The organism is Streptomyces sp. NPDC048211, from assembly GCF_043202315.1.
In the GTDB taxonomy this organism is placed as follows: domain Bacteria; phylum Actinomycetota; class Actinomycetes; order Streptomycetales; family Streptomycetaceae; genus Streptomyces.
Window position 1 is genome coordinate 650,108 of record NZ_JBIDAD010000001.1, and the last position, 19,464, is coordinate 669,571.

Sequence of the window (19,464 nt, forward strand, 5' to 3'; positions counted from 1 at the left end):
TCACGGACGCGTCATACGCAACACGTCCAGCGCCTCGTCGAGCTGCTCCACGGTGAGGTCGCCGCGCTCGACGTAGCCCGAGGCCAGCACCACCTCGCGGATCGTCCTCCTCTCGGCCAGGGACTTCTTGGCGACCTTCGCGGCCTCCTCGTAGCCGATGTACTTGTTCAGCGGGGTGACGACGGACGGCGAGGACTCCGCGTACTCCCTGGCCCGCTCCACGTTCGCCGTGATCCCGTCGACCGTGCGGTCCGCGAGCAGCCGGGAGACGTTGGCGAGCAGCCGGACCGATTCCAGCAGGTTCTTCGCGATGACCGGGAGCATGACGTTCAGCTCGAAGTTGCCTGCGGCGCCCGCGACGGCGACCGTGGCGTCGTTCCCCATGACCTGGGCGGCGACCATCAGCACGGCCTCGGGAATGACCGGATTCACCTTGCCCGGCATGATCGAGGAACCCGGCTGGAGGTCGGGCAGGCTGATCTCGGCCAGTCCGGTGCGCGGGCCCGAGGCCATCCAGCGCAGATCGTTGGAGATCTTGGTGAGCGAGACCGCGATCGTGCGGAGCTGGCCGGAGGTCTCGACGAGGCCGTCCCGCGCGCCCTGGGCCTCGAAGTGGTCCCGGGCCTCGGTGAGCGGCAGCCCGGTGACCCGGGCGACCTCGGCGATCACGGCGGCGGAGAAGCCGGGCGGTGTGTTGATGCCGGTGCCGACGGCCGTTCCGCCCAGTGGCAGTTCGGCGAGGCGGGGGAGCGAGGCGCGCAGCCGCTCGATGCCGTAGCGGATCTGTGCGGCGTACCCGCCGAACTCCTGGCCCAGGGTGACCGGGGTGGCGTCCATCAGGTGCGTGCGCCCCGACTTCACCACGTCCGCGAACTCGGCGGACTTGAGCTCCAGCGCCACCGCCAGATGGGCCAGGGCCGGGATGAGCTCCCGCGTCACGGCGCCGGTCGCGGCGATGTGGATGGAGGAGGGGAAGACGTCGTTGGAGGACTGCGAGGCGTTGACGTGGTCGTTGGGGTGGACGTCGCGGCCGAGGCGCTCGGTGGCGAGTGTGGCCAGGACCTCGTTGGTGTTCATGTTCGACGAGGTGCCGGAACCCGTCTGGAAGACGTCGATCGGGAAGTGTGCGTCCCAGCGCCCCTCGGCGACCTCCTCCGCCGCCCCCTGGATGGCCTCGGCGATCTCCGGGTCGAGCACCTTCAGCTCGGCGTTCACCTTGGCCGCCGCGGCCTTGACGCGGGCGAGGGCCTCGATGTGGGCCCGCTCCAGGCGCTGTCCGGAGATCGGGAAATTCTCCACGGCCCGCTGGGTCTGGGCCCGCCACTTCGCGTCCGCGGGCACCTTCACCTCGCCCATGGAGTCGTGCTCGATGCGGTATTCCACGTCCGTCTGCTCGGCCATCACCGTTCAACCTCCTGAAAAAGATGAGCACTTGTCTTGTTCTATGTATTCCCAAGTTGCCTACCGACCAGTAAATACCGGGGGTAACCACAACCTCGGGAGGCGCAATGAAGCGCACCAGATACAGACTCCGATGTACGGTCGCGGCCGCCGCGGCCATGGCGGCGGCGTTGGGCGGCATGACGGTCGCCGCCGGCCCGGCAGGCGCTGCCCAGCCCGGTACCACCCGTACCGCATCCACCGCACTGTCGCCCGAACTGGAGGCCATCCGCGCCGCCGAGGCCACCCGGCTGTACGGCGACCCCGCCGAACGCCCGCTCGCCGACCGCAAGACCGGGCTGATCTCGCTCGGCGACAGCGAGATCTCGGGCGAGGGCGTCGGCACGTACGAGGCGGGCACCAACGGTCCCGACAACTGGTGCCACCGCTCAGCGGACTCCGCCATCCACCGCACCGGGATCCCGGCCGACGTCACGTACAACGTCTCGTGCTCCGGCGCGTACACCGGGAACATCGTCATCGGCGGCTCGAAGCAGTACGCCGACGAACTCGTGCAGAGCGACAACCTCGCCATCAAGGCGCGCAACACCCGCATCAAGATGATCGTGCTGGTGGCGGGTGCCAACGACGACCTCCAGTTCGGTCCGGTCATGACGGACTGCGTCACGCGCTGGGTCCTCATCCAGGGGACCTGCGAGCCGAAGTACGACGGCGGCTGGCAGGCCCGCGTCGACGGGCTCGTCCCCAAGGTCGAGAAGACCGTGCGCGACCTGCGCACGGTGATGACCGGCGCCGGCTACGCCGACGGCGACTACAAGCTCGTCGTCATGGGCTATCCGAGCCCCATCGGCCCGGACTTCTACGACAACCCGAACTTCCCCGGCAAGCTTCCCGGCGGCTGCGCCGGATACGACTCCGACGCCGCCTGGGGCCGCAACGTGGCCGTTCCCGCCTTCGAGCGGGGCATGCGCAAGGCCGCCGCCGACACCGGAGCGGTCTACCTGGACAACTCCCGGCTCTTCCACGGCCACGAGGTGTGCAGCGAGTCCACCTGGGCCCGCGGCCTCTACATCGACCTCTCGCACTTCCCGCCGGACTCCAACTCCCTGCGGCAGTCCTTCCACCCCAACGCGGCCGGCCACGGCGCCTTCGCGTCCTGCCTGACCCAGATCTACGACTCGGGCCTGCGCGAGGCGAGCTGCGCCGACCCGGCGAGCACCGGAAAGCCCGTGCTCCAGGCCGCCGCCTGGGACGACGCCTTCAAGCCCCTGCGCGGCGAGGCGACGGGCAGCTGCCTGGACGTCCCCGCATCGGTCACCCGCAACAACACCGGCGTCACCGGCTGGGAGTGCCACGGCGGGCGCAACCAGGGCTGGTGGTACGACTCCGGCACGAAGAACCTCCGGACGGAGCTGAGCCACGACCGCTGCCTGGACGTACCGGGTGCGAAGTACACGGCGGGCGCGGCCCTCATCCTCTACAACTGCTCGGGCGCGGCCAACCAGCAGTTCGTCCGGCAGTCGGGCACCCTGCGCCCGGCCGCCTCGACCGGGCTGTGCGCGACCCTGAAGGGTGCCCATGACCCGCTGAGGCTCCAGCCCTGCGACGGAAGCGCGCAGCAGCGCTTCGCCTAGGGCGACCGGTGGGGGCCGGGCCTGCCGGCCCGGTCCCCACCCGGCGACAGCCCCTCGGTCAGTCCGAGGTGACGAACGCGCCCAGGATCGCCGCCAGATGGCCGGGGTCCTCCGCCCCGCACAGTTCGCGCGCCGAGTGCATCGACAGCCCGGGCACCCCCACGTCGACGGTCTGCACACCCAGCCGGGCCGCGGTGAGCGGGCCGATCGACGTACCGCACGGCATCGCGTTGTTGGAGACGAACGGCTGCCACGGCGCACCCGCCCGCTCGCACGCCGACGCGAACACCGCGATCCCCGTCGAGTCGGTGGCGTAACGCTGATTGACGTTGACCTTGACCGTGGGGCCGCTGTTGGGCAGCGGGCGGTGGTCGGGGTCGTGACGCTCCGCGTAGTTGGGGTGGACCGCGTGCGCCATGTCGGCCGAGACGCAGAAGGCACCCGCCAGCGCCCGCGACCAGTCCTCGGAACTGCCGCCCCTGGCCTTCACGGAGCGGCTCAGGACGTTCTCCAGCAGCGGGCTCTGCGCGCCCGTGTCGGAGCCGCTGCCGACCTCCTCGTGGTCGAAGGCCGCCAGGACCGGGATGCACGCGGGTTCCTCGGCCGCGGTCGCCGCGGCGGCCAGCGCCGTGACACCCGCGTGCACCGACACCAGATTGTCCAGCCGGGACGCGACCACGAACTCCCGGTCCGCGCCCAGGTACCCGGGCGGCTGGATGTCGTGGAGCATCAGGTCCCAGCCGAGCACCTCGTCCGGCTCGGCCTCCGCCGCCGCCGCGACCCGGCGCAGCAGCGCCCCCTCCTCGGCGGCGCCGAGCGACCAGACCGGGGCGATGTGCCGCTGCCGGTCCAGCGCGAGGCCGTCGTTGACGGCATGGTCCAGGTGGATCGCCAGCTGGGGCACGCGCAGCAGCGGCTCGTCGATCTGGACGAGCCGGGAGTCCGTCCGGCCGCCCGGTCCGCGCAGGGCCAGCCGGCCGGAGATGCCCAGATCGCGGTCGAGCCAGGTGTTGAGCGGGACCCCGCCGTAGATCTCCACCGCGATCTGCCGCCAGCCGGCGGAGCTCGTGTCCGGGGTGGGCTTGATCCGCAGGTTCGGCGAGTCGGTGTGGGTGCCGATGATCCGGAACGGTGTGTGGGAGGGCGTGCCCTCGGGGGCATACCAGGCGATCAGGGCGCCGCCGCGGACGACGAAGCTGCCGCCCGTGGTGCCCGTCCAGTCGTCGGTGCCCCGCAGCTCACGGAAGCCGGCCTTCTCCAGGCGCTGGGCCGCGCTCGCCACGGCGTGGTACGGGGAGGGGCTGGCCCTGATGAAGGAGAGCAGGTCGTCGGCGTGGCTGCGGTGAGGGACCGGCGTCATGCGGTGTCCGCCTTTCCGGAGTGGGACGGTGAGGGTGGCTCGGGCGTGATGAGTTCGGACGGCGGGTGTCGCCGTCCCGGCGTCCGGGCGGGAAGAGTTCGGACGGCGGGGTGTCGGGGTGTCTGCGTCCGGGGCGGGAAGGTTCGGACGGGGCGGGGCGTGGTGTTCCGTGGTGCGGGAGGCGGGGGCAGAGACAGGTGCGGAGACGGGGGCGGAGGCAGGGGCGGAGACGGGGGCGCGGTTCGCCGGGGATGCCGGACAACTCACCGCATCGGCTCGGGGTCCCGCAAGCCGCACGGACGCCCGCCTGCGCGAAAGCGGCGGTGCGGCCGTGGCTCGGGCGGGTGGCGCGCGACGGGGCGGGGCGGCGTCGCGCGGTCCGGACGGCACGTCCGGGGCGAGCAGGCTCGGGCGCGCGCCCCGCGTCCGAGGGGTGGTCCGGTCGCCGAGACGGTGTGGCCGCCCCCGGACAGCGGTGCGCGAGATTGGCCGAATCTCGTCGTACAGGCACCCCGTCGGGGCGGCCCGTCACGGCGTCGGCGGACTCGACGCCGCCCTGCGCAGACCCGTCACCCGGACCAGGAACACCGCCGCCACCAACAGGGCCGCGCCATGGGACCAGCCGACGACGGCAAGCGGGGTGAAGCGGTCGAGGGCCGCCGCGACGAGGACCATCCCGACGCCGAAGCCGAGGTTCTCCACCGTGGCGGAGAGACCGAAGGCGTGGGCCCGCAGGCCGCCCGGCAGCGTCTGCAGGTGCGAGGTGTACGAGACCTCCGTGAGCCCGTCGGCGGCCCCGGCGACCAGGGCGATCACGGCCGTGGCGACCAGCGGGAAGCCGGCGAACGCCAGAATGAACGCCCCCGACATCAGGCAGGTGCCGTATCCGAAGCCCAGCGCGCCGACGGACCGGCCGGTGCGCCGCCCGTACCGCTGGATCAGCTGCTGCGCCACGATGTTGCCGAGCGCCCACAGACACCAGAAGGCGCTGACGAACACGGCGGGGCGCGAGGTGTCGAGCTCGCTGGAGTAGACCGGAAGCGCGGCGTTGTGCGACGACGAGCCGAGCGCGTCGACACCGCGCAGCGCCACCATCAGCCCGAGACCCGGCGCGGCGGCCAGGGCGGTCAGGGCGACGGGCACCCGCCGCCGAGCGGGCCGGGGTGCCTGCGCCGGCCCTCCTTCCCGCCTCCCCTCCGGACGCTCCCGCTCCGGATCTCCCTTCCCTCCGCCGGGGATCGGCAGCAGCGCCACCGTCGCCGCGCAGACCGCGAACGTGGCCATGTCCACCACGAACGCGGCGGTGTACCCCACGAGCGAGACGACGACACCCGCCGAGGCGAATCCGGCCACCATCGCCAGCGAACGCCCGGTGATCGACAGGGAGTTCGCCCAGGAGCGCCGCTCCTCGCCCACCATCTCGGGAATGGAGCTGCGCAGCGACACCATGAACAGCGTCCCGCAGGAGCCCACCACCACGGACACGGCGACCAGCGCGGCCGTACGCAGTCCGTCCGGGGCGAGGACCAGCAGCAGCATCACCGCCGCCTGCGCGATATTCGTCCGGAGCATGATGCTTTTCGCGGTGAACCGGGCGAGCAGGCCCCCCGCGGCCAGTCCGGCGGCGAATCCGGATGCCAGCCGGACCGCCATGAACAAGCCCATGGCGAGGGCCCGTCCCGTCGTCTCGTAGACGAACAGGTTGAGCGCCACCGTATTCAGGAACGTGCCGTACGAAGAGATGGCGTAGCCGGTCACCAGGAATCGATAACGCCGTTCACCGCGCGCGGAGTCGGCCGTTCGGCCGGGGGCCGGTTGCGGGGAGTCGTCGGTGCCTGGTGTCACCTCTTCATGGTCGTCGAGGTGTGCCGGATCTCCCCTGTAATCCCGTATGTACAAAGGTAATCTGCATACTTGTGAAGGACGATCATTCCCGCCCACCGGCATGTGATTGCCGCGAATCGTCGCCCGACGGCCCGCGGGACCGTCCCGCGAGGGAGCAGCCGTGCGAGGGGGCGCTCGCCGTCTACCGGCGCGCGCTGGTGGTGGGAAGCCTGCCCCGGGACGAGGTGACCGGCTGCCTGGTGGCGCTCCATCTGATGGTCGCGGACCGCGAGTCGCCGCAGTCCATGATCCCCGTACCGCCGGAGACGGCTTCGTACGCCGCGCTCGCCCCGCTCCAGGAGTCCATCCTCGAACGGCGCCGCACGCTGCGTGCGACCCGCGCCGCGCTCTCCGTCTTCGAGTCCCTGTACGCCGATGTGCGCCGGTCGGAACAGCCCGCGCTCACGCCGCTCTCCGGGGCGGCCGTCATCAGCCGGGCGCTGGACGCCGGAGCGGCCGGGTGCCGCGAGGAGATCCGCACCGCCCAGCCCGGGGGCGGCCGCCCCGCACACGTACTCCAGGAAGCCCTGACCCGGGACCTGGGCAACCTGCGGCGGGGCGTCCGGCAGCGGACGATCTACCAGCACACCGTCCGCTCCGACCGGGCGACCCTCTCGTACATCGAGCAGGTGACCGCCGCCGGGGCGGAGGTCAGGACGCTCCCCGAGGTCGTCGACCGGGTGATCGTCCTCGACCGGGACCTCGCCTTCGTCCCGCTCTCCGACGAGCCGCACCGGGCCCTGCGCGTCCAGCACCCGTCGCTGGTGCGCTTCCTGGCCCGCGGTTTCGACGAGGCGTGGGCCCGCGCCGTGCCGGTCCGGCCCGAGCGGGCATCCCCGCGCACCCCCGTCATCACGTCCGACCTGCAACGCGCGATCCTGCTTGCGGTGGTCAACGGGGAGACGGACGCGTCGATCGCCCGCCGGATCGGGATGAGCCGCCGCAGCGTCGCCGAACACATGCGCAAGGTCTCCGAGCAGCTGGGCAGCACCAGCCGCGCCCAACTCGGCTATCTCGTCGCGACGTCGGGGCTGCTGGACGGCTGAGACGGGGCCGCCGGACGGCCCGCCCGGGGGTGTCGAGCGGCCGGCCCGGGGCCGCCGGACGGCGGAGGGGCGCCCCGGCCACGGCCGGGGCGTCCCTCAGATGCTGTCTGCCTGTCTGCGTCCTGCCTGTCAGCCGAGGCCCGGACCGCGCACCGGAATGCTGGTGAACGTCGGGGCGGGGGCCGGCTCGGTGAAGAAGTCGTTGCCCTTGTCGTCGACGACGACGAACGCCGGGAAGTCCTCCACCTCGATCCGCCAGACCGCCTCCATGCCGAGCTCCTCGTACTCGACGACCTCGACCTTCTTGATGCAGTCCTGCGCGAGGCGCGCCGCAGGGCCGCCGATCGAACCGAGGTAGAAGCCGCCGTGCGCGTCGCACGCGTCGGTGACCTGCTGGGACCGGTTGCCCTTCGCGAGCATCACCTTGGAGCCGCCCGCCGCCTGGAACTGGGCGACGTAACTGTCCATCCGGCCGGCCGTCGTCGGACCGAAGGAACCGGAGGCGTAACCCTCGGGCGTCTTCGCCGGTCCCGCGTAGTACACCGGGTGGTCCTTCAGGTACTGCGGCATGTCCTCGCCCGCGTCCAGCCGCTCCTTGATCTTGGCGTGCGCGATGTCGCGCGCCACGACCAGCGGGCCGGTCAGCGAGAGCCGGGTCTTGACCGGGTACTTCGTCAGCTCGGCGAGGATGTCGTCCATCGGCCGGTTGAGGTCGATCTTCACGACGTCCCCCGCCTCGTCGAGGTGCTCGTCCGTGGTGTCGGGGAGGAAGCGCGCCGGGTCCTTCTCCAGCTGCTCCAGGAAGACGCCCTCGGCGGTGATCTTCGCGGTCGCCTGGCGGTCGGCCGAGCAGGACACGGCGATGGCGACGGGCAACGAGGCGCCGTGCCGGGGGAGACGGACCACACGCACGTCGTGGCAGAAGTACTTGCCGCCGAACTGCGCCCCGATGCCGATCTTCTGCGTCAGCTCGAAGACCTTCTCCTCCAGCTCCTTGTCCCGGAAACCGTGACCGGTGGGGGAGCCCTCGGCGGGCAGCTCGTCCAGGTAGTGCGCGGAGGCGTACTTCGCGGTCTTCAGCGCGAACTCGGCCGAGGTGCCGCCGACGACGATCGCCAGGTGGTACGGCGGGCAGGCCGCCGTACCCAGCGAACGGATCTTCTGCTCCAGGAACTTCATCATGGAGGCCTCGTTGAGGACCGCCTTGGTCTCCTGGAAGAGGAACGACTTGTTGGCCGAGCCGCCGCCCTTGGCCATGAAGAGGAACTTGTACGCCCCGCCGTCGGTCGCGTACAGCTCGATCTGGGCCGGCAGGTTCGAGCCGGTGTTCTTCTCGTCCCACATGTTCAGCGGGGCCATCTGCGAGTAGCGCAGGTTGAGCTTGGTGTACGCGTCGAAGATGCCGTGCGACAGGGCCTCCTCGTCACCACCCTCGGTCAGCACGTTCTGTCCGCGCTTGCCCATGACGATCGCGGTGCCGGTGTCCTGGCACATCGGCAGGACGCCCGCGGCGGCGATGTTCGCGTTCTTCAGCAGGTCGAGCGCGACGAACTTGTCGTTGGACGACGCCTCGGGGTCGTCCACGATCCGCCGCAGCTGCGCCAGGTGCGCGGGCCGCAGGTAGTGCGAGATGTCGTGCATGGCCTCGGCGGCCAGGGTGCGCAGCGCCTCCGGCTCGACCTTGAGGAACGTCCGTCCGTCGGCCTCGAAGGTGGACACACCCTCGGCGGTGACCAGGCGGTACGGCGTGGTGTCCTCTCCCAGGGGGAGCAGATCGGAGTACGCAAACTCTGGCATTACGGCCATTCCTCACTCGGCAGACGGCGGCTGACCTCCCTTGGGCAGCGCACCCACCAGGGTAGGACCCCGCGGGGGCGGCGAGCCTGTGAGGTAGGGCTCACCGGACCCGGTCCCGCGCCGCGGGACCGGATCGCGATATAGGCCCGCCGCGCCCGGCCTCCCCCTAGTCGCGATCTATCGCGTTTGGGTACGCTGGGCCGGTGGACCTCGAAAAGCACCCCCAGCAGCCCGCCGCGCGGGCGGAACCCGACGTCATCCGTGCCTCCGACGCGGACCGCGACCGGATCGCGGACATCCTGCGTGAGGCGATGGCCGAGGGGCGGCTGACCGCGGAGGAGCACGCCGAGCGGGTCGATTCCGTCTACCGGGCCAAGACCGTAGGGGAACTCGAACCGCTGGTACGGGACCTGCCGACGCCGGGCGGCACCGCCAGGTCCGTCGGCGCCCCGCACGACCGCACCCCGGAGCCGCCGACGGGCCCCGCCGACAACCTGGTGGCTGTCTTCAGCAGTTCCAGCCGCAAGGGGCGCTGGCGGGTCGGCGGGCGCACGAACGCGTTCGCGGTGTTCGGCAGCGTGGAAATCGATCTGACCGAGGCCCTTTTCGGCCAGCGGCTCACCGTGATCAACGCGACCTCCGTCTTCGGAAGTGTGGAGATCAAGGTCCCCGAGAACATCTCTCTGCGCGGCAGCGGGACGGGCATTTTCGGCAATTTCGAAGTCGCCACACTGGAATCGGCCGATCCGGAGGCCCCCGTGGTGGCCGTCAACGGATATTCGGTGTTCGGCAGCGTCGAGGCAAAGCCCAAGCGCGGCAAGTTCATTGCGGATCTGCAGGACCGGCTGCGCAAACACCTCGGTCACTGAGGCCGGCGCGAGAGGGGGCGCAGTGGGTTCGCGGGGCGCGGATTCGGACGGAAATATGCTCGACCGCAATTCCGTGGTCCGGAACTGAGTGCCACTCAGTGCATAGGCGTGCGCACAGCGGGTAGGGAGTGCTGCATCGTCTCTCGCTCGCGAAGCCGTCGTCAGGAGTGGACCGTGCTGCAACTGCCGCATCAGCCCCTGCAGGTCGCCGCCGTCCCTCCCCAGCGGATACCCGCTCGGGAGGACCAGGCCGGCCCCTGGCACTCGGAGGCGGTGTGCCGCCGGGATGAAGCCGGGCTGTTCTTCGCCCCGTCGAAGGAGCCGACTGCTGCCCGACTGTCACGCGAGGAGTCCGCGAAGCGGGTCTGCGCGCGCTGTCCGGTGATGATCGAATGCCGGGAGCACGCCCTGGTGCAACCGGAGCCCTACGGGGTGTGGGGCGGCCTCACGGCTGCCGAACGCCGGGTGGCGCTCGCCCGCCGCAGGCGGCGCGAGGCCGAGCTCAAGGCATCCGGCGCGACCGGCCACATCGCCGCGGCCGGCTGACGGACCGGCCGTTCACCCGCATTGCGCTCGTCTCCGGCGTCGTCCGGCCGTCCGGACCCGCCTGCGCGAAGAGGCGCCCCCACCGCACATGGGGGGCGCCTCTTCGAGTGGACGGGCCGGGGCGGCCGGACGGAGCCCCGGCGGAAGGCGCTACGTCACTTCGCGCGATCGAAGTCGATCGCGCTGTAGGCGCGCAGCTTCGACAGCCGGTGGGTGGAGTCGATCTTCCGGATGGTGCCCGACTTGGACCGCATGACGATCGACTCGGTGGTCGCCGTCTCCGCGCGGTAGCGGACGCCGCGCATCAGCTCGCCGTCCGTGATGCCGGTCGCCACGAAGAACACGTTGTCGCCGCTGACCAGGTCGTCCGTGGACAGCACCCGGTCCAGGTCGTGTCCGGCGTCCAGGGCGCGCTGCCGCTCGGCGTCGTCCTTCGGCCAGAGCTTGCCCTGGATGACACCGCCGAGGCACTTTATGGCGCAGGCCGAGATGATGCCCTCGGGCGTGCCGCCGATCCCCATGAGCAGGTCGACGCCGGTGCCCTCGCGGGCCGCCATGATCGAGCCCGCGACGTCGCCGTCGGAGATGAACTTGATCCGGGCGCCGGTCTCGCGGATCTCCTTGACGATGCCCTCGTGGCGGGGGCGGTCCAGGATGACGACGGTGACGTCCTCGGGCATGGAGTTCTTCGCCTTGGCGACCCGGCGGATGTTCACCGAGACGGGGGCGTTGATGTCGACGAAGTCGGCGGCCTCCGGGCCGGTGACGAGCTTGTCCATGTAGAAGACGGCGGACGGGTCGAACATCGCGCCCCGGTCCGCCGCGGCCAGCACGGCGATGGCGTTCGGCATGCCCTTGGCGTTCAGGGTGGTGCCGTCGATGGGGTCGACGGCGATGTCGACCTCGGGGCCGGTGCCGTCGCCGACGCGCTCGCCGTTGAACAGCATGGGGGCTTCGTCCTTCTCGCCCTCACCGATGACGACGATGCCGTTCATCGACACGGTGGAGACGAGGGTCCGCATGGCCTTCACGGCGGCGCCGTCGGCGCCGATCTTGTCCCCGCGGCCGACCCAGCGCCCGGCGGCCATGGCGGCGGCCTCGGTGACCCGGACGAGCTCCAGGGCGAGGTTGCGGTCGGGGGCCTCCGGGGAGACCTCCAGCTGGGACGGCAGATGATGCTCGGACATCGGAGCGCACCTTTCTGTACGACGACGACCGGATGAGGGTGATGTGACTCTATCGTCAGGTCGATAAAATGAGCAGACCGGGTCACGAATGAGCGGACGCGCCGGATCCGGTCCTTGACCCGGCCCTTGATCGGGTCCTCGCTCCGGTCCTTGACCGGGGCGTCGCTCCGGTCGTCGGCCTGACCCCCGATCCGGTCCCGCGCTCCGGTCCCGTCGGGGCTGATGCGACGATGGACGCGTGGCAAGCAAGCGAGGCAAGCAGACAGTGCGGGACATGTTCCTGTCGTTGGCGGTGATCTCCGCAGTGGCGGGGGTCATCTACATCTTCATCCCGCACGACGACAAGGCCGATCCGGTCAAGGCGGTCGACTACCGGGTCGAGCTCCTGACCGCGCGGCGCGCGGCCCCGTACCCGGTGGCCGCTCCGAGCGGCCTGACGCAGGACTGGAAGCCCACGTCGGTCGGTTACGACCGCGAGGCGGGCGACAGCTGGCACCTGGGCTTCCTGGACCCGGAAGGCAAGTACGTCGCGGTGGAGCAGTCCACCTCCCCGGCGGACAAGTACGTCACCGAGGTCAGCCAGAAGGCGAAGGACACCGGCCGCACGCAGCAGGTGGCGGGGGAGACCTGGCAGCACTGGGAGGGGCCGAAGTACGACGCCCTCGTGCGCCAGGACAAGGGGGCGACCACGGTCGTGACCGGTTCCGCGTCGACGGAGCGGCTGGCGGAGATGGCGGCGTCGCTCAAGACGTCCTGACGCCCGCGGTCCGGCGCACGGAGCCTCGCGGGTGAGGGGCTTCGGCGTATGCGTGGATGCGGGTATGAGGAAGGCCCCGGAGCACATGCTCCGGGGCCTTCCTCATACCCGCATCCACGACGCCCCTGGGGGCGGCTGGGCTCAGACGGTCTTGACGACCTCGTCGAACGCGAGACGCGGCGAGCGCGGGAACCAGGCGTCCTCGCCCGGCTTGCCGATGTTGACGACCATCAGCAGGCTGTGGTCGCCGTCGAGGAACTCCTTCTCGATGCCCGCGGCGTCGTAGCCGGTCATCGGGCCCGCGGCCAGGCCGGCGGCGCGGACGCCGATGATGAAGTAGGCGGCCTGCAGGGCGGCGTTCAGCGAGGCGGCCGACTCACGGGCCGGGCGCTCGGAGAAGAACATGTCCTTGGCCTGCGGGAAGTGCGGCAGCAGGGCCGGGAGCTCCTCGTGGAACTCGTTGTCCGCGGCCAGGATCGCGACCAGCGGGGCGGTCGAGGTCTTGGGCTGGTTGCCCTCGGCCATGTGCGAGACGAGGCGCGCGCGGGCGTCGTCCGAGCGGACCAGGATGACGCGCAGCGGCGACTGGTTGAACGCCGTCGGACCGAACTTGACCAGGTCGTAGATCGCCTGGACCTGCTCCTCGGTCACCGGCTCGTCGGTGAAGGTGTTGGCGGTGCGGGCCTCACGGAAGAGGAGGTCCTGGGCGGCGGGGTCAAGAACGAGGGACATCTTGCGTATTACCTTCCGGACGTACACGAGGGATCAAGCAACTCCGCTCACGGTACGGGAGAGGTAGGTTAACTTTCAACTAAAACGGCGAGGGAGTGACCCACCCCACAGTGCGGACGTCTTGCACCCTTTCGCCCTGTCTGCGTGCGGCCGGGGGGCCTGTTCCGGCGCCGCACTCCCGGCCGGCCCGTGTCGCCGCCGGGCCCCGGCGCCGGGCTCGGACGTGACGTCGGCGCGTCCGGCGGACTGACCGCGGCTCAGCCCGCGTCGTCCGCCGCGTCCCCGGCCCGTCGCGCGCCGCCTTCCGCCGTGCCTTCCGCGGGGTCGGCAGGTCCCGCCAGCGCCGCGTCGAGACGGGCCCGCGCACCTTCCAGCCAGTGCCGGCACACCTTCGCCAGCTCCTCGCCGCGCTCCCACAGCGCGAGGGAGTCCTCCAGCGAGGTCCCGCCCGTCTCCAGCCGGCGCACCACCTCGATCAGCTCGTCGCGCGCCTGCTCGTATCCGAGCGTGCCCGTGGCCGCAGCCGTAGTCGTCCCGTCGTCCGTCATGTGATCCACCCTATGCGTCGGCATGGTCCGTCCTTCCCGGCCGGAGCCGGCCGTCCGGGAACCGTCGACCGGCCCCGGACGGTGTCGCTCACCCCTCGACCCGCACCACGAACTCGCCCCCCGACACCCGGGCCCGCAGCGCGTCCCCGGCCGCGCCCGCGTCGGACGGCTCCCGGACCACGTGCCCGTCCGCCCGCTGGAGCACCGCGTACCCGCGCTCCAGCGTCGCCGCGGGGGACAGGGCGCGTACCCGGGCGCGGGTGTGGGCGAGCTCCGAGTCCGCGCGGTCCAGCAGATGACCCAGCACCCGCCTGCCGCGCCCGATCAGCGCGTCGACCTCCGACGCCCGCTCGTCCACCATCCGCTGCGGGTGCTCCATGGAGGGCCGCCCCAGCGCGTGCGCCAGGCCCCGCTCCTCCCGGTCGAGCAGCCCGCGTACCGTCCGCAGCGACCGGTCCCGCAGTTGCTGCACCCGGTCGAGCTCCTCGCCCACATCGGGCACGATCCTCTTCGCCGCGTCGGTGGGGGTGGAGGCCCGCACGTCGGCGACCAGGTCGAGCAGGGGCGAGTCCGGCTCGTGCCCGATCGCGGAGACGACCGGGGTGCGGCAGGCGGCGACCGTACGGATCAGCTCCTCGTCCGAGAACGGCAGCAGGTCCTCCACACTGCCGCCGCCACGCGCCACCACGATCACGTCCACCTCGTCGACGGCGTCGAGCTCCTTGACCGCGCGGACCACCTGATTCACCGCGTGCACACCCTGCACCGCGGTGTTGCGCACCTCGAAGCGGACGGCGGGCCACCGGCGGCGCGCGTTCTCCAGCACATCGCGCTCGGCCGCCGACGCGCGTCCGCAGACGAGCCCGATCAGCTGCGGCAGGAAGGGCAGCGGCTTCTTGCGGTCGAGCGCGAACAGTCCCTCCGAGGCCAGGGACTTCTTGAGCTGCTCCAGCCGGACCAGCAGCTCACCGATGCCGACCGGCCGGATCTCCGTGGCCCGCAGCGAGAGCTGGCCGCGGGGCGCGTACCACTCGGGCTTCGCGAGGACGACGACCCGCGCCCCCTCCGTCACCACGTCCGCGATCCGGTCGAAGGCCTGCCGGAAGCACGTCACGCTCACGGAGATGTCGTGCGACGGATCGCGCAGGGTCAGGAACACCACTCCGGCACCCGGCCGCCGCGACAGCTGAGTGATCTGCCCCTCGACCCAGACCGCGCCGAGCCGGTCGATCCAGCCACCGATCAGCCGTGACACGTCACCGACGGGCAGCGGAGCTTCCGGGGAAGTTTGCAGAGCCATACGAGCGAGCGTATCCGCCGGCGCCGACAACAGGGCGGCCGCGCGGCGAGGACCGGCCCGGGTGAACGGCGGGCCCCTGTACCGGGACCGGCCGGGGGCCTGTACCGCAGTCGGGCGACCTGACCCCCCGACCGCCCGGCTGCGGACACCTGCACACCCGGGCACCCGTCCCCGTCGCCCCTCACCCCGCCACTCGGCGCCCCCGCTGCAGCACGAGCACCACCAACCCCACCGCCAGCCAGCACGCGCCCACCACCTGAGCGCTCGCCGTCGCCTCCACGATCACCGCGATCAGCACCCCGGCACCCACCACCGGGATCACGACGTGCCGCCACCAGTTCGGAGGCCCCTCCATCCGCCGCACCGCGAACCAGCCGACCACCGACGCGTGGAGCAGGACGAACGCGGTCAGCGCCCCGACGTCCACCACCGACACCAGATGATCCAGACCGTCGTCGCGCCGGGCCGCCCACACCGCCGCCACCAGCGTCACGACCGCCGCGATCAGGATCGCGATCCGCGGCACCCCCGAGCTCGGATCGACCTTGGACAGCAGCGCCGGCAGCCGGCGCTCCCGGGCCATCGCGAAGAGCAGCCGCCCCGCGGCCGCCTGCCCGGCCAGGGCCGCGAACGCCGCGCCGATCGCCTTGCTGACCGCCACCAGATCGTGCAGCCAGGACCCCACCGCGGAGTCCACCGTGTCGTAGAAGGCCGACCCCTGGGCCACCGGATCGGCGGCCAGCTCCGCCGACGACATCGGCTCCAGCAACGCGGCCAGATAGGCCTGCGCCACGAACAGCACCCCCGCCAGCACCAGGCAGAAGAGCACCGCCCGCGCCACCTTCGCCGAACCGCCCGTCACCTCCTCCGCGAACGAGGCGATGGCGTCGAAGCCCAGATACGAGAGCACCGCCACGGACACCGCGCCCAGCACCGCCGACGCGGAGAACCCGGAATCCCCGGTGAGCGGCGTCAGCCAGCCGCGCTGCGCCCCGTCCTGGACGAGCACCACGACCGCCGACACCACGAACACCAGCAGCACCACGATCTCCATCGCGAGCACCGCGAAGCCGACCCGGGCCGCCGCCCGCACGCCCCAGAGGTTGAGCAGCGTGGTGAGGACCACCGCCAGCGCGGTCCACACCCACCGCGACACCTCCGGCACCAGCGAATTCATCGCGATTCCGGAGAAGAGATAGGCGACTGCGGGGATCAGCAGGTAGTCGAGCATCGCCATCCACCCGGCGATGAAGCCCGGCCCCTCGCCGAGCCCCTTGCGGGCGTACGCGAAAACGGAACCCGCCAGCGGGGCGACCCGCACCATCTGGGCGTAACTGAAGGCGGTGAAGGCCATGACGACGGTCGCGGCGATGTACACCAGCGCGACGGCCCCGTCGGACTTCGCGTCGAGGGTGCCGAAGACGCCGACGGGGGCCATCGGGGCGATGAACAGCAGCCCGTAGACCACCAGGTCCCGGAAGCCGAGCGTCCGCCGCAGCCGGGCCTGCTCCGTGGAGCCGCCACCGGTCCCGGTTTCCGTGCCGCTGTCGGCCATGAGCCCTCCGTCGTTCGCGTCATCGGTCGCGTGGTGATCAGTCTCGCGACCCCGTCGTCCCCGCGCCTGTTCGGTACGGCCTAACGGCTCCGCCGAGGCGGGGAGGGAGGCCGTTACGATGGGACGCATGACTGCTCCGACACCCCGCCGCGTCCTGCTCGCCGCTCCCCGTGGCTACTGCGCGGGCGTGGACCGTGCCGTGATCGCCGTGGAGAAGGCCCTGGAGCAGTACGGCTCCCCGGTCTACGTACGCCACGAGATCGTCCACAACAAGTACGTCGTACAGACCCTGGAGAAGAAGGGCGCGATCTTCGTCGAGGAGACGGCGGAGGTCCCCGAGGGCTCGATCGTCATGTTCTCCGCGCACGGCGTCGCGCCGACCGTGCACGAGGAGGCGGCCGAACGGAAGCTCGCCACGATCGACGCGACCTGCCCCCTCGTCACCAAGGTCCACAAGGAAGCCGTCCGCTTCGCGCAGGACGACTTCGACATCCTCCTGATCGGCCACGAGGGCCACGAGGAGGTCATCGGCACCTCAGGTGAGGCCCCCGACCACATCACCCTGGTCGACGGCCCCGAGGACGTCGCGAACGTCGAGGTGCGCGACCCGTCCAGGGTCGTCTGGCTCTCCCAGACCACGCTCTCGGTCGACGAGACGATGGAGACCGTCGGCGCGCTCAAGGAGAAGTTCCCGCTCCTGATCTCGCCGCCCAGCGACGACATCTGCTACGCCACGCAGAACCGCCAGATCGCGGTGAAGCAGATGGGTGCGGACGCCGACCTGGTGATCGTCGTCGGCTCGAAGAACTCCTCGAACTCCGTCCGCCTGGTCGAGGTCGCCCTCGGCGCGGGCGCCGGTGCCTCGTACCTCGTCGACGCCGCCGACGAGATCGACGAGGGCTGGCTGGAGGGCGTCTCCACGGTCGGGGTCACCTCCGGCGCTTCCGTACCCGAGGTGCTGGTCGACGGCGTCCTGGCCTGGCTCTCCGAGCGGGGCTTCGAGGACGTGGAGATCGTGAAGGCGGCCGAGGAGTCCATCGTGTTCTCGCTGCCCAAGGAGCTCCGCCGGGATCTGCGCGCGGAGGCGGCGGCACTGTCCGCGGAATAGGGCCTGCCGGAACGGCACCCGCCGTCACGGATCTCCGTTCGATTCGCGTTCGGTTTTCGTCCGGTTCCTGATCGGCTACCCGTGTGGCTTCCGTTCGGTTCCTGCCCGGCTTCCGTTCGGTTTTCCGTTCCAGGAAGTGAGCGGCGCCGGGTGCCCGTACCGTGGATCACATGGAGATCTTCGGCGTGGACATCGGCGGATCCGGGATCAAGGGTGCTCCCGTGGACCTGGACCGCGGAGACCTGGCGCGCGAGCGCCACAAGGTACTCACCCCGCACCCTGCCACCCCCGAGGACGTGGCAGGGAGCGTGGCCGAGGTGGTCGGCCACTTCGACTGGCAGGGCCCGGTGGGCATCACCTTCCCGGGGGTCGTCACCGGCGGACTGACCCGGACCGCGGCCAATGTCGACAAGGGCTGGGTCGACCTGGACGCCCGCACCCTGCTCAGCGACAAGCTCGGCCTCCCGGTCACCATCCTGAACGACGCGGACGCGGCCGGCATCGCCGAGATGACCTTCGGCGCGGGCCGGGGCCGCAAGGGCACGGTCATCATGCTGACGTTCGGTACGGGGATCGGCAGCGCGCTCTTCACCGACGGACGCCTGGTGCCCAACACCGAGCTCGGCCATCTGGAGCTGCACGGCCACGACGCGGAGAAGCACGCCTCCACCAAGGCCAAGGAGGACGAGGACCTCAGCTGGCACCACTGGGCGCACCGGGTGCAGAAGTACCTGACCCATGTGGAGATGCTGTTCTCGCCCGAGCTGTTCATCATCGGCGGCGGAGTCAGCCGCAAGGCCGAGAAGTTCCTGCCGCTCATCGAGCACGTGCGGGCCGAGATGGTGCCCGCGGAGCTGCAGAACAACGCGGGCATCGTGGGCGCGGCCATGGCCGCGGCAGGCCACTGACCGGAGCTTGCTGGGCCTCTCGTGCGGATCGCGCCGGGCTCGCGGAGCGCGGCCCGATCCGGACGGACAGCCCTCAGCGCTGGGACGGGCGCCGCGGTGCCCGCCCGGGTGCCCGCGGTGCCGGTGACGGCTGCCCGGCCTGCCGGGCGGTCTGTGCGGCCAGCAGCATCCGCCGCTGCCGGGCCCGCATCAGCCGCACCTTCCGTACGGTCGCGATGAGTCCGGCGACGAGCGTGCCGCCGTACAGCCAGCCGGCGTGGACGGCCAGGGCGGTGACGACCGCCATGGCCTGCCCGCCGAAGCCGCCCGTGCCGCCGGAGACCGGGATGATCCCGAGGGCGAACGCGATCGGCACGATGATCGGCGCGGTCACCAGGTCGGCGGGCCGCACCCAGAGCGCGGTCAGCGCGCTGACCGGCAGGAACAGCACCCCGAACACGGCGGACGAGGCGTCGAACAGCAGCCAGTCCACACAGCCGATCACGAACATGACAGCGGCCGCGAAGAGCCCGGCGCCGATGCCGGTCAGCCGGGGGTTGGGCAGCCGCCGCAGGGCGAGCACGGCCGGCGCCACCGGGCGGGCCCGGCCTGTCGGCGTACTCATCACGCGATAGACGGCCGCGCCTCGGGCGACGGATCCTTCGGACCCCTTGGCTTCCTTGGTCCCCAGCGGGGACAGCGGGGCCGGCCGGGTCTGCCTGCGCTGAGGGGGATGTGTCCTGTGCTGCTCCACCGGGACAACGTAGGTCGCCGGGCGAGGGAAAGCGGGTGCGGGACACGCGCTTTGGCCGACCTTGGCGATGAGTTCGATGCCACACGGCCCAACGGGAAC

Annotated in this window: 17 protein-coding genes; 7 read left to right on the forward strand and 10 right to left on the reverse strand. The window is 71.4% G+C overall.

The window, feature by feature from the left end; translation table 11 throughout:
- Positions 1-1,401 carry a class II fumarate hydratase gene (locus ACGFZA_RS03065; protein ID WP_393676777.1) on the reverse strand — a complete coding sequence of 467 codons (1,401 nt, stop codon included), beginning with the start codon at positions 1,399-1,401 and terminating at the stop codon, positions 1-3.
- A 107-nt stretch (positions 1,402-1,508) separates the two neighbouring features.
- On the opposite strand from ACGFZA_RS03065, the gene ACGFZA_RS03070 reads away from it, so the two are divergent.
- Positions 1,509-3,035, forward strand: coding sequence for a ricin-type beta-trefoil lectin domain protein (locus tag ACGFZA_RS03070; RefSeq protein WP_393676779.1), 1,527 nt, complete (start codon positions 1,509-1,511; stop codon positions 3,033-3,035).
- A gap of 58 nt (positions 3,036-3,093) precedes the next feature.
- Here the strand turns inward: ACGFZA_RS03070 and ACGFZA_RS03075 are convergent, their stop codons facing one another.
- Positions 3,094-4,395 carry a M18 family aminopeptidase gene (locus ACGFZA_RS03075; protein WP_385287503.1) on the reverse strand — a complete coding sequence of 434 codons (1,302 nt, stop codon included), beginning with the start codon at positions 4,393-4,395 and terminating at the stop codon, positions 3,094-3,096.
- A 528-nt stretch (positions 4,396-4,923) separates the two neighbouring features.
- Positions 4,924-6,240 carry an MFS transporter gene (locus tag ACGFZA_RS03080; protein ID WP_393676781.1) on the reverse strand — a complete coding sequence of 439 codons (1,317 nt, stop codon included), beginning with the start codon at positions 6,238-6,240 and terminating at the stop codon, positions 4,924-4,926.
- A gap of 71 nt (positions 6,241-6,311) precedes the next feature.
- Here ACGFZA_RS03080 and ACGFZA_RS03085 point away from each other — a divergent pair, with 71 nt between their 5' ends.
- Complete coding sequence (locus tag ACGFZA_RS03085) at positions 6,312-7,325, forward strand: helix-turn-helix transcriptional regulator (RefSeq protein ID WP_385287498.1); 1,014 nt, start codon at positions 6,312-6,314, stop codon at positions 7,323-7,325.
- 129 nt (positions 7,326-7,454) lie between these two features.
- Here ACGFZA_RS03085 and ACGFZA_RS03090 read toward each other — a convergent pair whose 3' ends face one another.
- Positions 7,455-9,122, reverse strand: coding sequence for a fumarate hydratase (locus ACGFZA_RS03090; protein WP_385287495.1), 1,668 nt, complete (start codon positions 9,120-9,122; stop codon positions 7,455-7,457).
- 203 nt (positions 9,123-9,325) lie between these two features.
- On the opposite strand from ACGFZA_RS03090, the gene ACGFZA_RS03095 reads away from it, so the two are divergent.
- Both ACGFZA_RS03095 and ACGFZA_RS03100 read left to right on the forward strand, forming a co-directional pair.
- Positions 9,326-9,991: a DUF1707 domain-containing protein gene (locus ACGFZA_RS03095; RefSeq protein WP_385287494.1), complete on the forward strand. Its 666-nt coding sequence runs from the start codon at positions 9,326-9,328 to the stop codon at positions 9,989-9,991.
- 174 nt (positions 9,992-10,165) lie between these two features.
- Positions 10,166-10,537 carry a WhiB family transcriptional regulator gene (locus ACGFZA_RS03100; RefSeq protein ID WP_385287491.1) on the forward strand — a complete coding sequence of 124 codons (372 nt, stop codon included), beginning with the start codon at positions 10,166-10,168 and terminating at the stop codon, positions 10,535-10,537.
- 155 nt (positions 10,538-10,692) lie between these two features.
- On the opposite strand, the gene glpX is transcribed toward ACGFZA_RS03100, so the two are convergent.
- On the reverse strand, positions 10,693-11,724 hold the full coding sequence (gene glpX, locus ACGFZA_RS03105; RefSeq protein WP_359085246.1) for a class II fructose-bisphosphatase: 1,032 nt from the start codon (positions 11,722-11,724) through the stop codon (positions 10,693-10,695).
- 238 nt (positions 11,725-11,962) lie between these two features.
- On the opposite strand from glpX, the gene ACGFZA_RS03110 reads away from it, so the two are divergent.
- Entirely contained in the window at positions 11,963-12,481 is a 519-nt protein-coding gene (locus ACGFZA_RS03110; protein WP_385289223.1) for a DUF4245 domain-containing protein, read from the forward strand.
- Positions 12,482-12,622: 141 nt separating this feature from the next.
- Here the strand turns inward: ACGFZA_RS03110 and ACGFZA_RS03115 are convergent, their stop codons facing one another.
- From ACGFZA_RS03115 to ACGFZA_RS03130, 4 genes are all read right to left on the reverse strand, one after another.
- Positions 12,623-13,213 carry a malonic semialdehyde reductase gene (locus tag ACGFZA_RS03115; protein WP_385287786.1) on the reverse strand — a complete coding sequence of 197 codons (591 nt, stop codon included), beginning with the start codon at positions 13,211-13,213 and terminating at the stop codon, positions 12,623-12,625.
- A gap of 257 nt (positions 13,214-13,470) precedes the next feature.
- Positions 13,471-13,761 carry an exodeoxyribonuclease VII small subunit gene (locus ACGFZA_RS03120; RefSeq protein WP_385287783.1) on the reverse strand — a complete coding sequence of 97 codons (291 nt, stop codon included), beginning with the start codon at positions 13,759-13,761 and terminating at the stop codon, positions 13,471-13,473.
- An 88-nt stretch (positions 13,762-13,849) separates the two neighbouring features.
- Entirely contained in the window at positions 13,850-15,061 is a 1,212-nt protein-coding gene (gene xseA, locus ACGFZA_RS03125) for an exodeoxyribonuclease VII large subunit (protein ID WP_393676786.1), read from the reverse strand.
- Positions 15,062-15,242: 181 nt separating this feature from the next.
- A complete protein-coding gene (locus ACGFZA_RS03130; RefSeq protein WP_385287778.1) occupies positions 15,243-16,616 on the reverse strand; it encodes an APC family permease in 1,374 nt (457 codons plus the stop codon).
- A 118-nt stretch (positions 16,617-16,734) separates the two neighbouring features.
- Between ACGFZA_RS03130 and ACGFZA_RS03135 the strand changes: the two genes are divergently transcribed.
- Both ACGFZA_RS03135 and ppgK read left to right on the forward strand, forming a co-directional pair.
- On the forward strand, positions 16,735-17,724 hold the full coding sequence (locus tag ACGFZA_RS03135) for a 4-hydroxy-3-methylbut-2-enyl diphosphate reductase (RefSeq protein WP_385287775.1): 990 nt from the start codon (positions 16,735-16,737) through the stop codon (positions 17,722-17,724).
- 170 nt (positions 17,725-17,894) lie between these two features.
- Positions 17,895-18,632 carry a polyphosphate--glucose phosphotransferase gene (gene ppgK, locus ACGFZA_RS03140; protein WP_385287772.1) on the forward strand — a complete coding sequence of 246 codons (738 nt, stop codon included), beginning with the start codon at positions 17,895-17,897 and terminating at the stop codon, positions 18,630-18,632.
- 73 nt (positions 18,633-18,705) lie between these two features.
- Here ppgK and ACGFZA_RS03145 read toward each other — a convergent pair whose 3' ends face one another.
- A complete protein-coding gene (locus ACGFZA_RS03145; protein WP_393676789.1) occupies positions 18,706-19,236 on the reverse strand; it encodes a DUF6542 domain-containing protein in 531 nt (176 codons plus the stop codon).
- Between the last annotated feature and the right edge of the window lie 228 nt (positions 19,237-19,464).

What these genes read in the sequence shown, in the direction of transcription:
- glpX (WP_359085246.1), bottom strand. Translation starts at nt 11,724, where the DNA reads ATGTCCGAGCATCATCTGCCGTCCCAGCTGGAGGTCTCCCCGGAGGCC.
- ACGFZA_RS03120 (WP_385287783.1), bottom strand. Translation starts at nt 13,761, where the DNA reads ATGACGGACGACGGGACGACTACGGCTGCGGCCACGGGCACGCTCGGA.
- ACGFZA_RS03075 (WP_385287503.1), bottom strand. Translation starts at nt 4,395, where the DNA reads ATGACGCCGGTCCCTCACCGCAGCCACGCCGACGACCTGCTCTCCTTC.
- ACGFZA_RS03065 (WP_393676777.1), bottom strand. Translation starts at nt 1,401, where the DNA reads ATGGCCGAGCAGACGGACGTGGAATACCGCATCGAGCACGACTCCATG.
- ACGFZA_RS03135 (WP_385287775.1), top strand. Translation starts at nt 16,735, where the DNA reads ATGGGACGCATGACTGCTCCGACACCCCGCCGCGTCCTGCTCGCCGCT.
- ACGFZA_RS03090 (WP_385287495.1), bottom strand. Translation starts at nt 9,122, where the DNA reads ATGCCAGAGTTTGCGTACTCCGATCTGCTCCCCCTGGGAGAGGACACC.
- ppgK (WP_385287772.1), top strand. Translation starts at nt 17,895, where the DNA reads ATGGAGATCTTCGGCGTGGACATCGGCGGATCCGGGATCAAGGGTGCT.
- xseA (WP_393676786.1), bottom strand. Translation starts at nt 15,061, where the DNA reads ATGGCTCTGCAAACTTCCCCGGAAGCTCCGCTGCCCGTCGGTGACGTG.
- ACGFZA_RS03115 (WP_385287786.1), bottom strand. Translation starts at nt 13,213, where the DNA reads ATGTCCCTCGTTCTTGACCCCGCCGCCCAGGACCTCCTCTTCCGTGAG.
- ACGFZA_RS03070 (WP_393676779.1), top strand. Translation starts at nt 1,509, where the DNA reads ATGAAGCGCACCAGATACAGACTCCGATGTACGGTCGCGGCCGCCGCG.
- ACGFZA_RS03145 (WP_393676789.1), bottom strand. Translation starts at nt 19,236, where the DNA reads ATGAGTACGCCGACAGGCCGGGCCCGCCCGGTGGCGCCGGCCGTGCTC.
- ACGFZA_RS03130 (WP_385287778.1), bottom strand. Translation starts at nt 16,616, where the DNA reads ATGGCCGACAGCGGCACGGAAACCGGGACCGGTGGCGGCTCCACGGAG.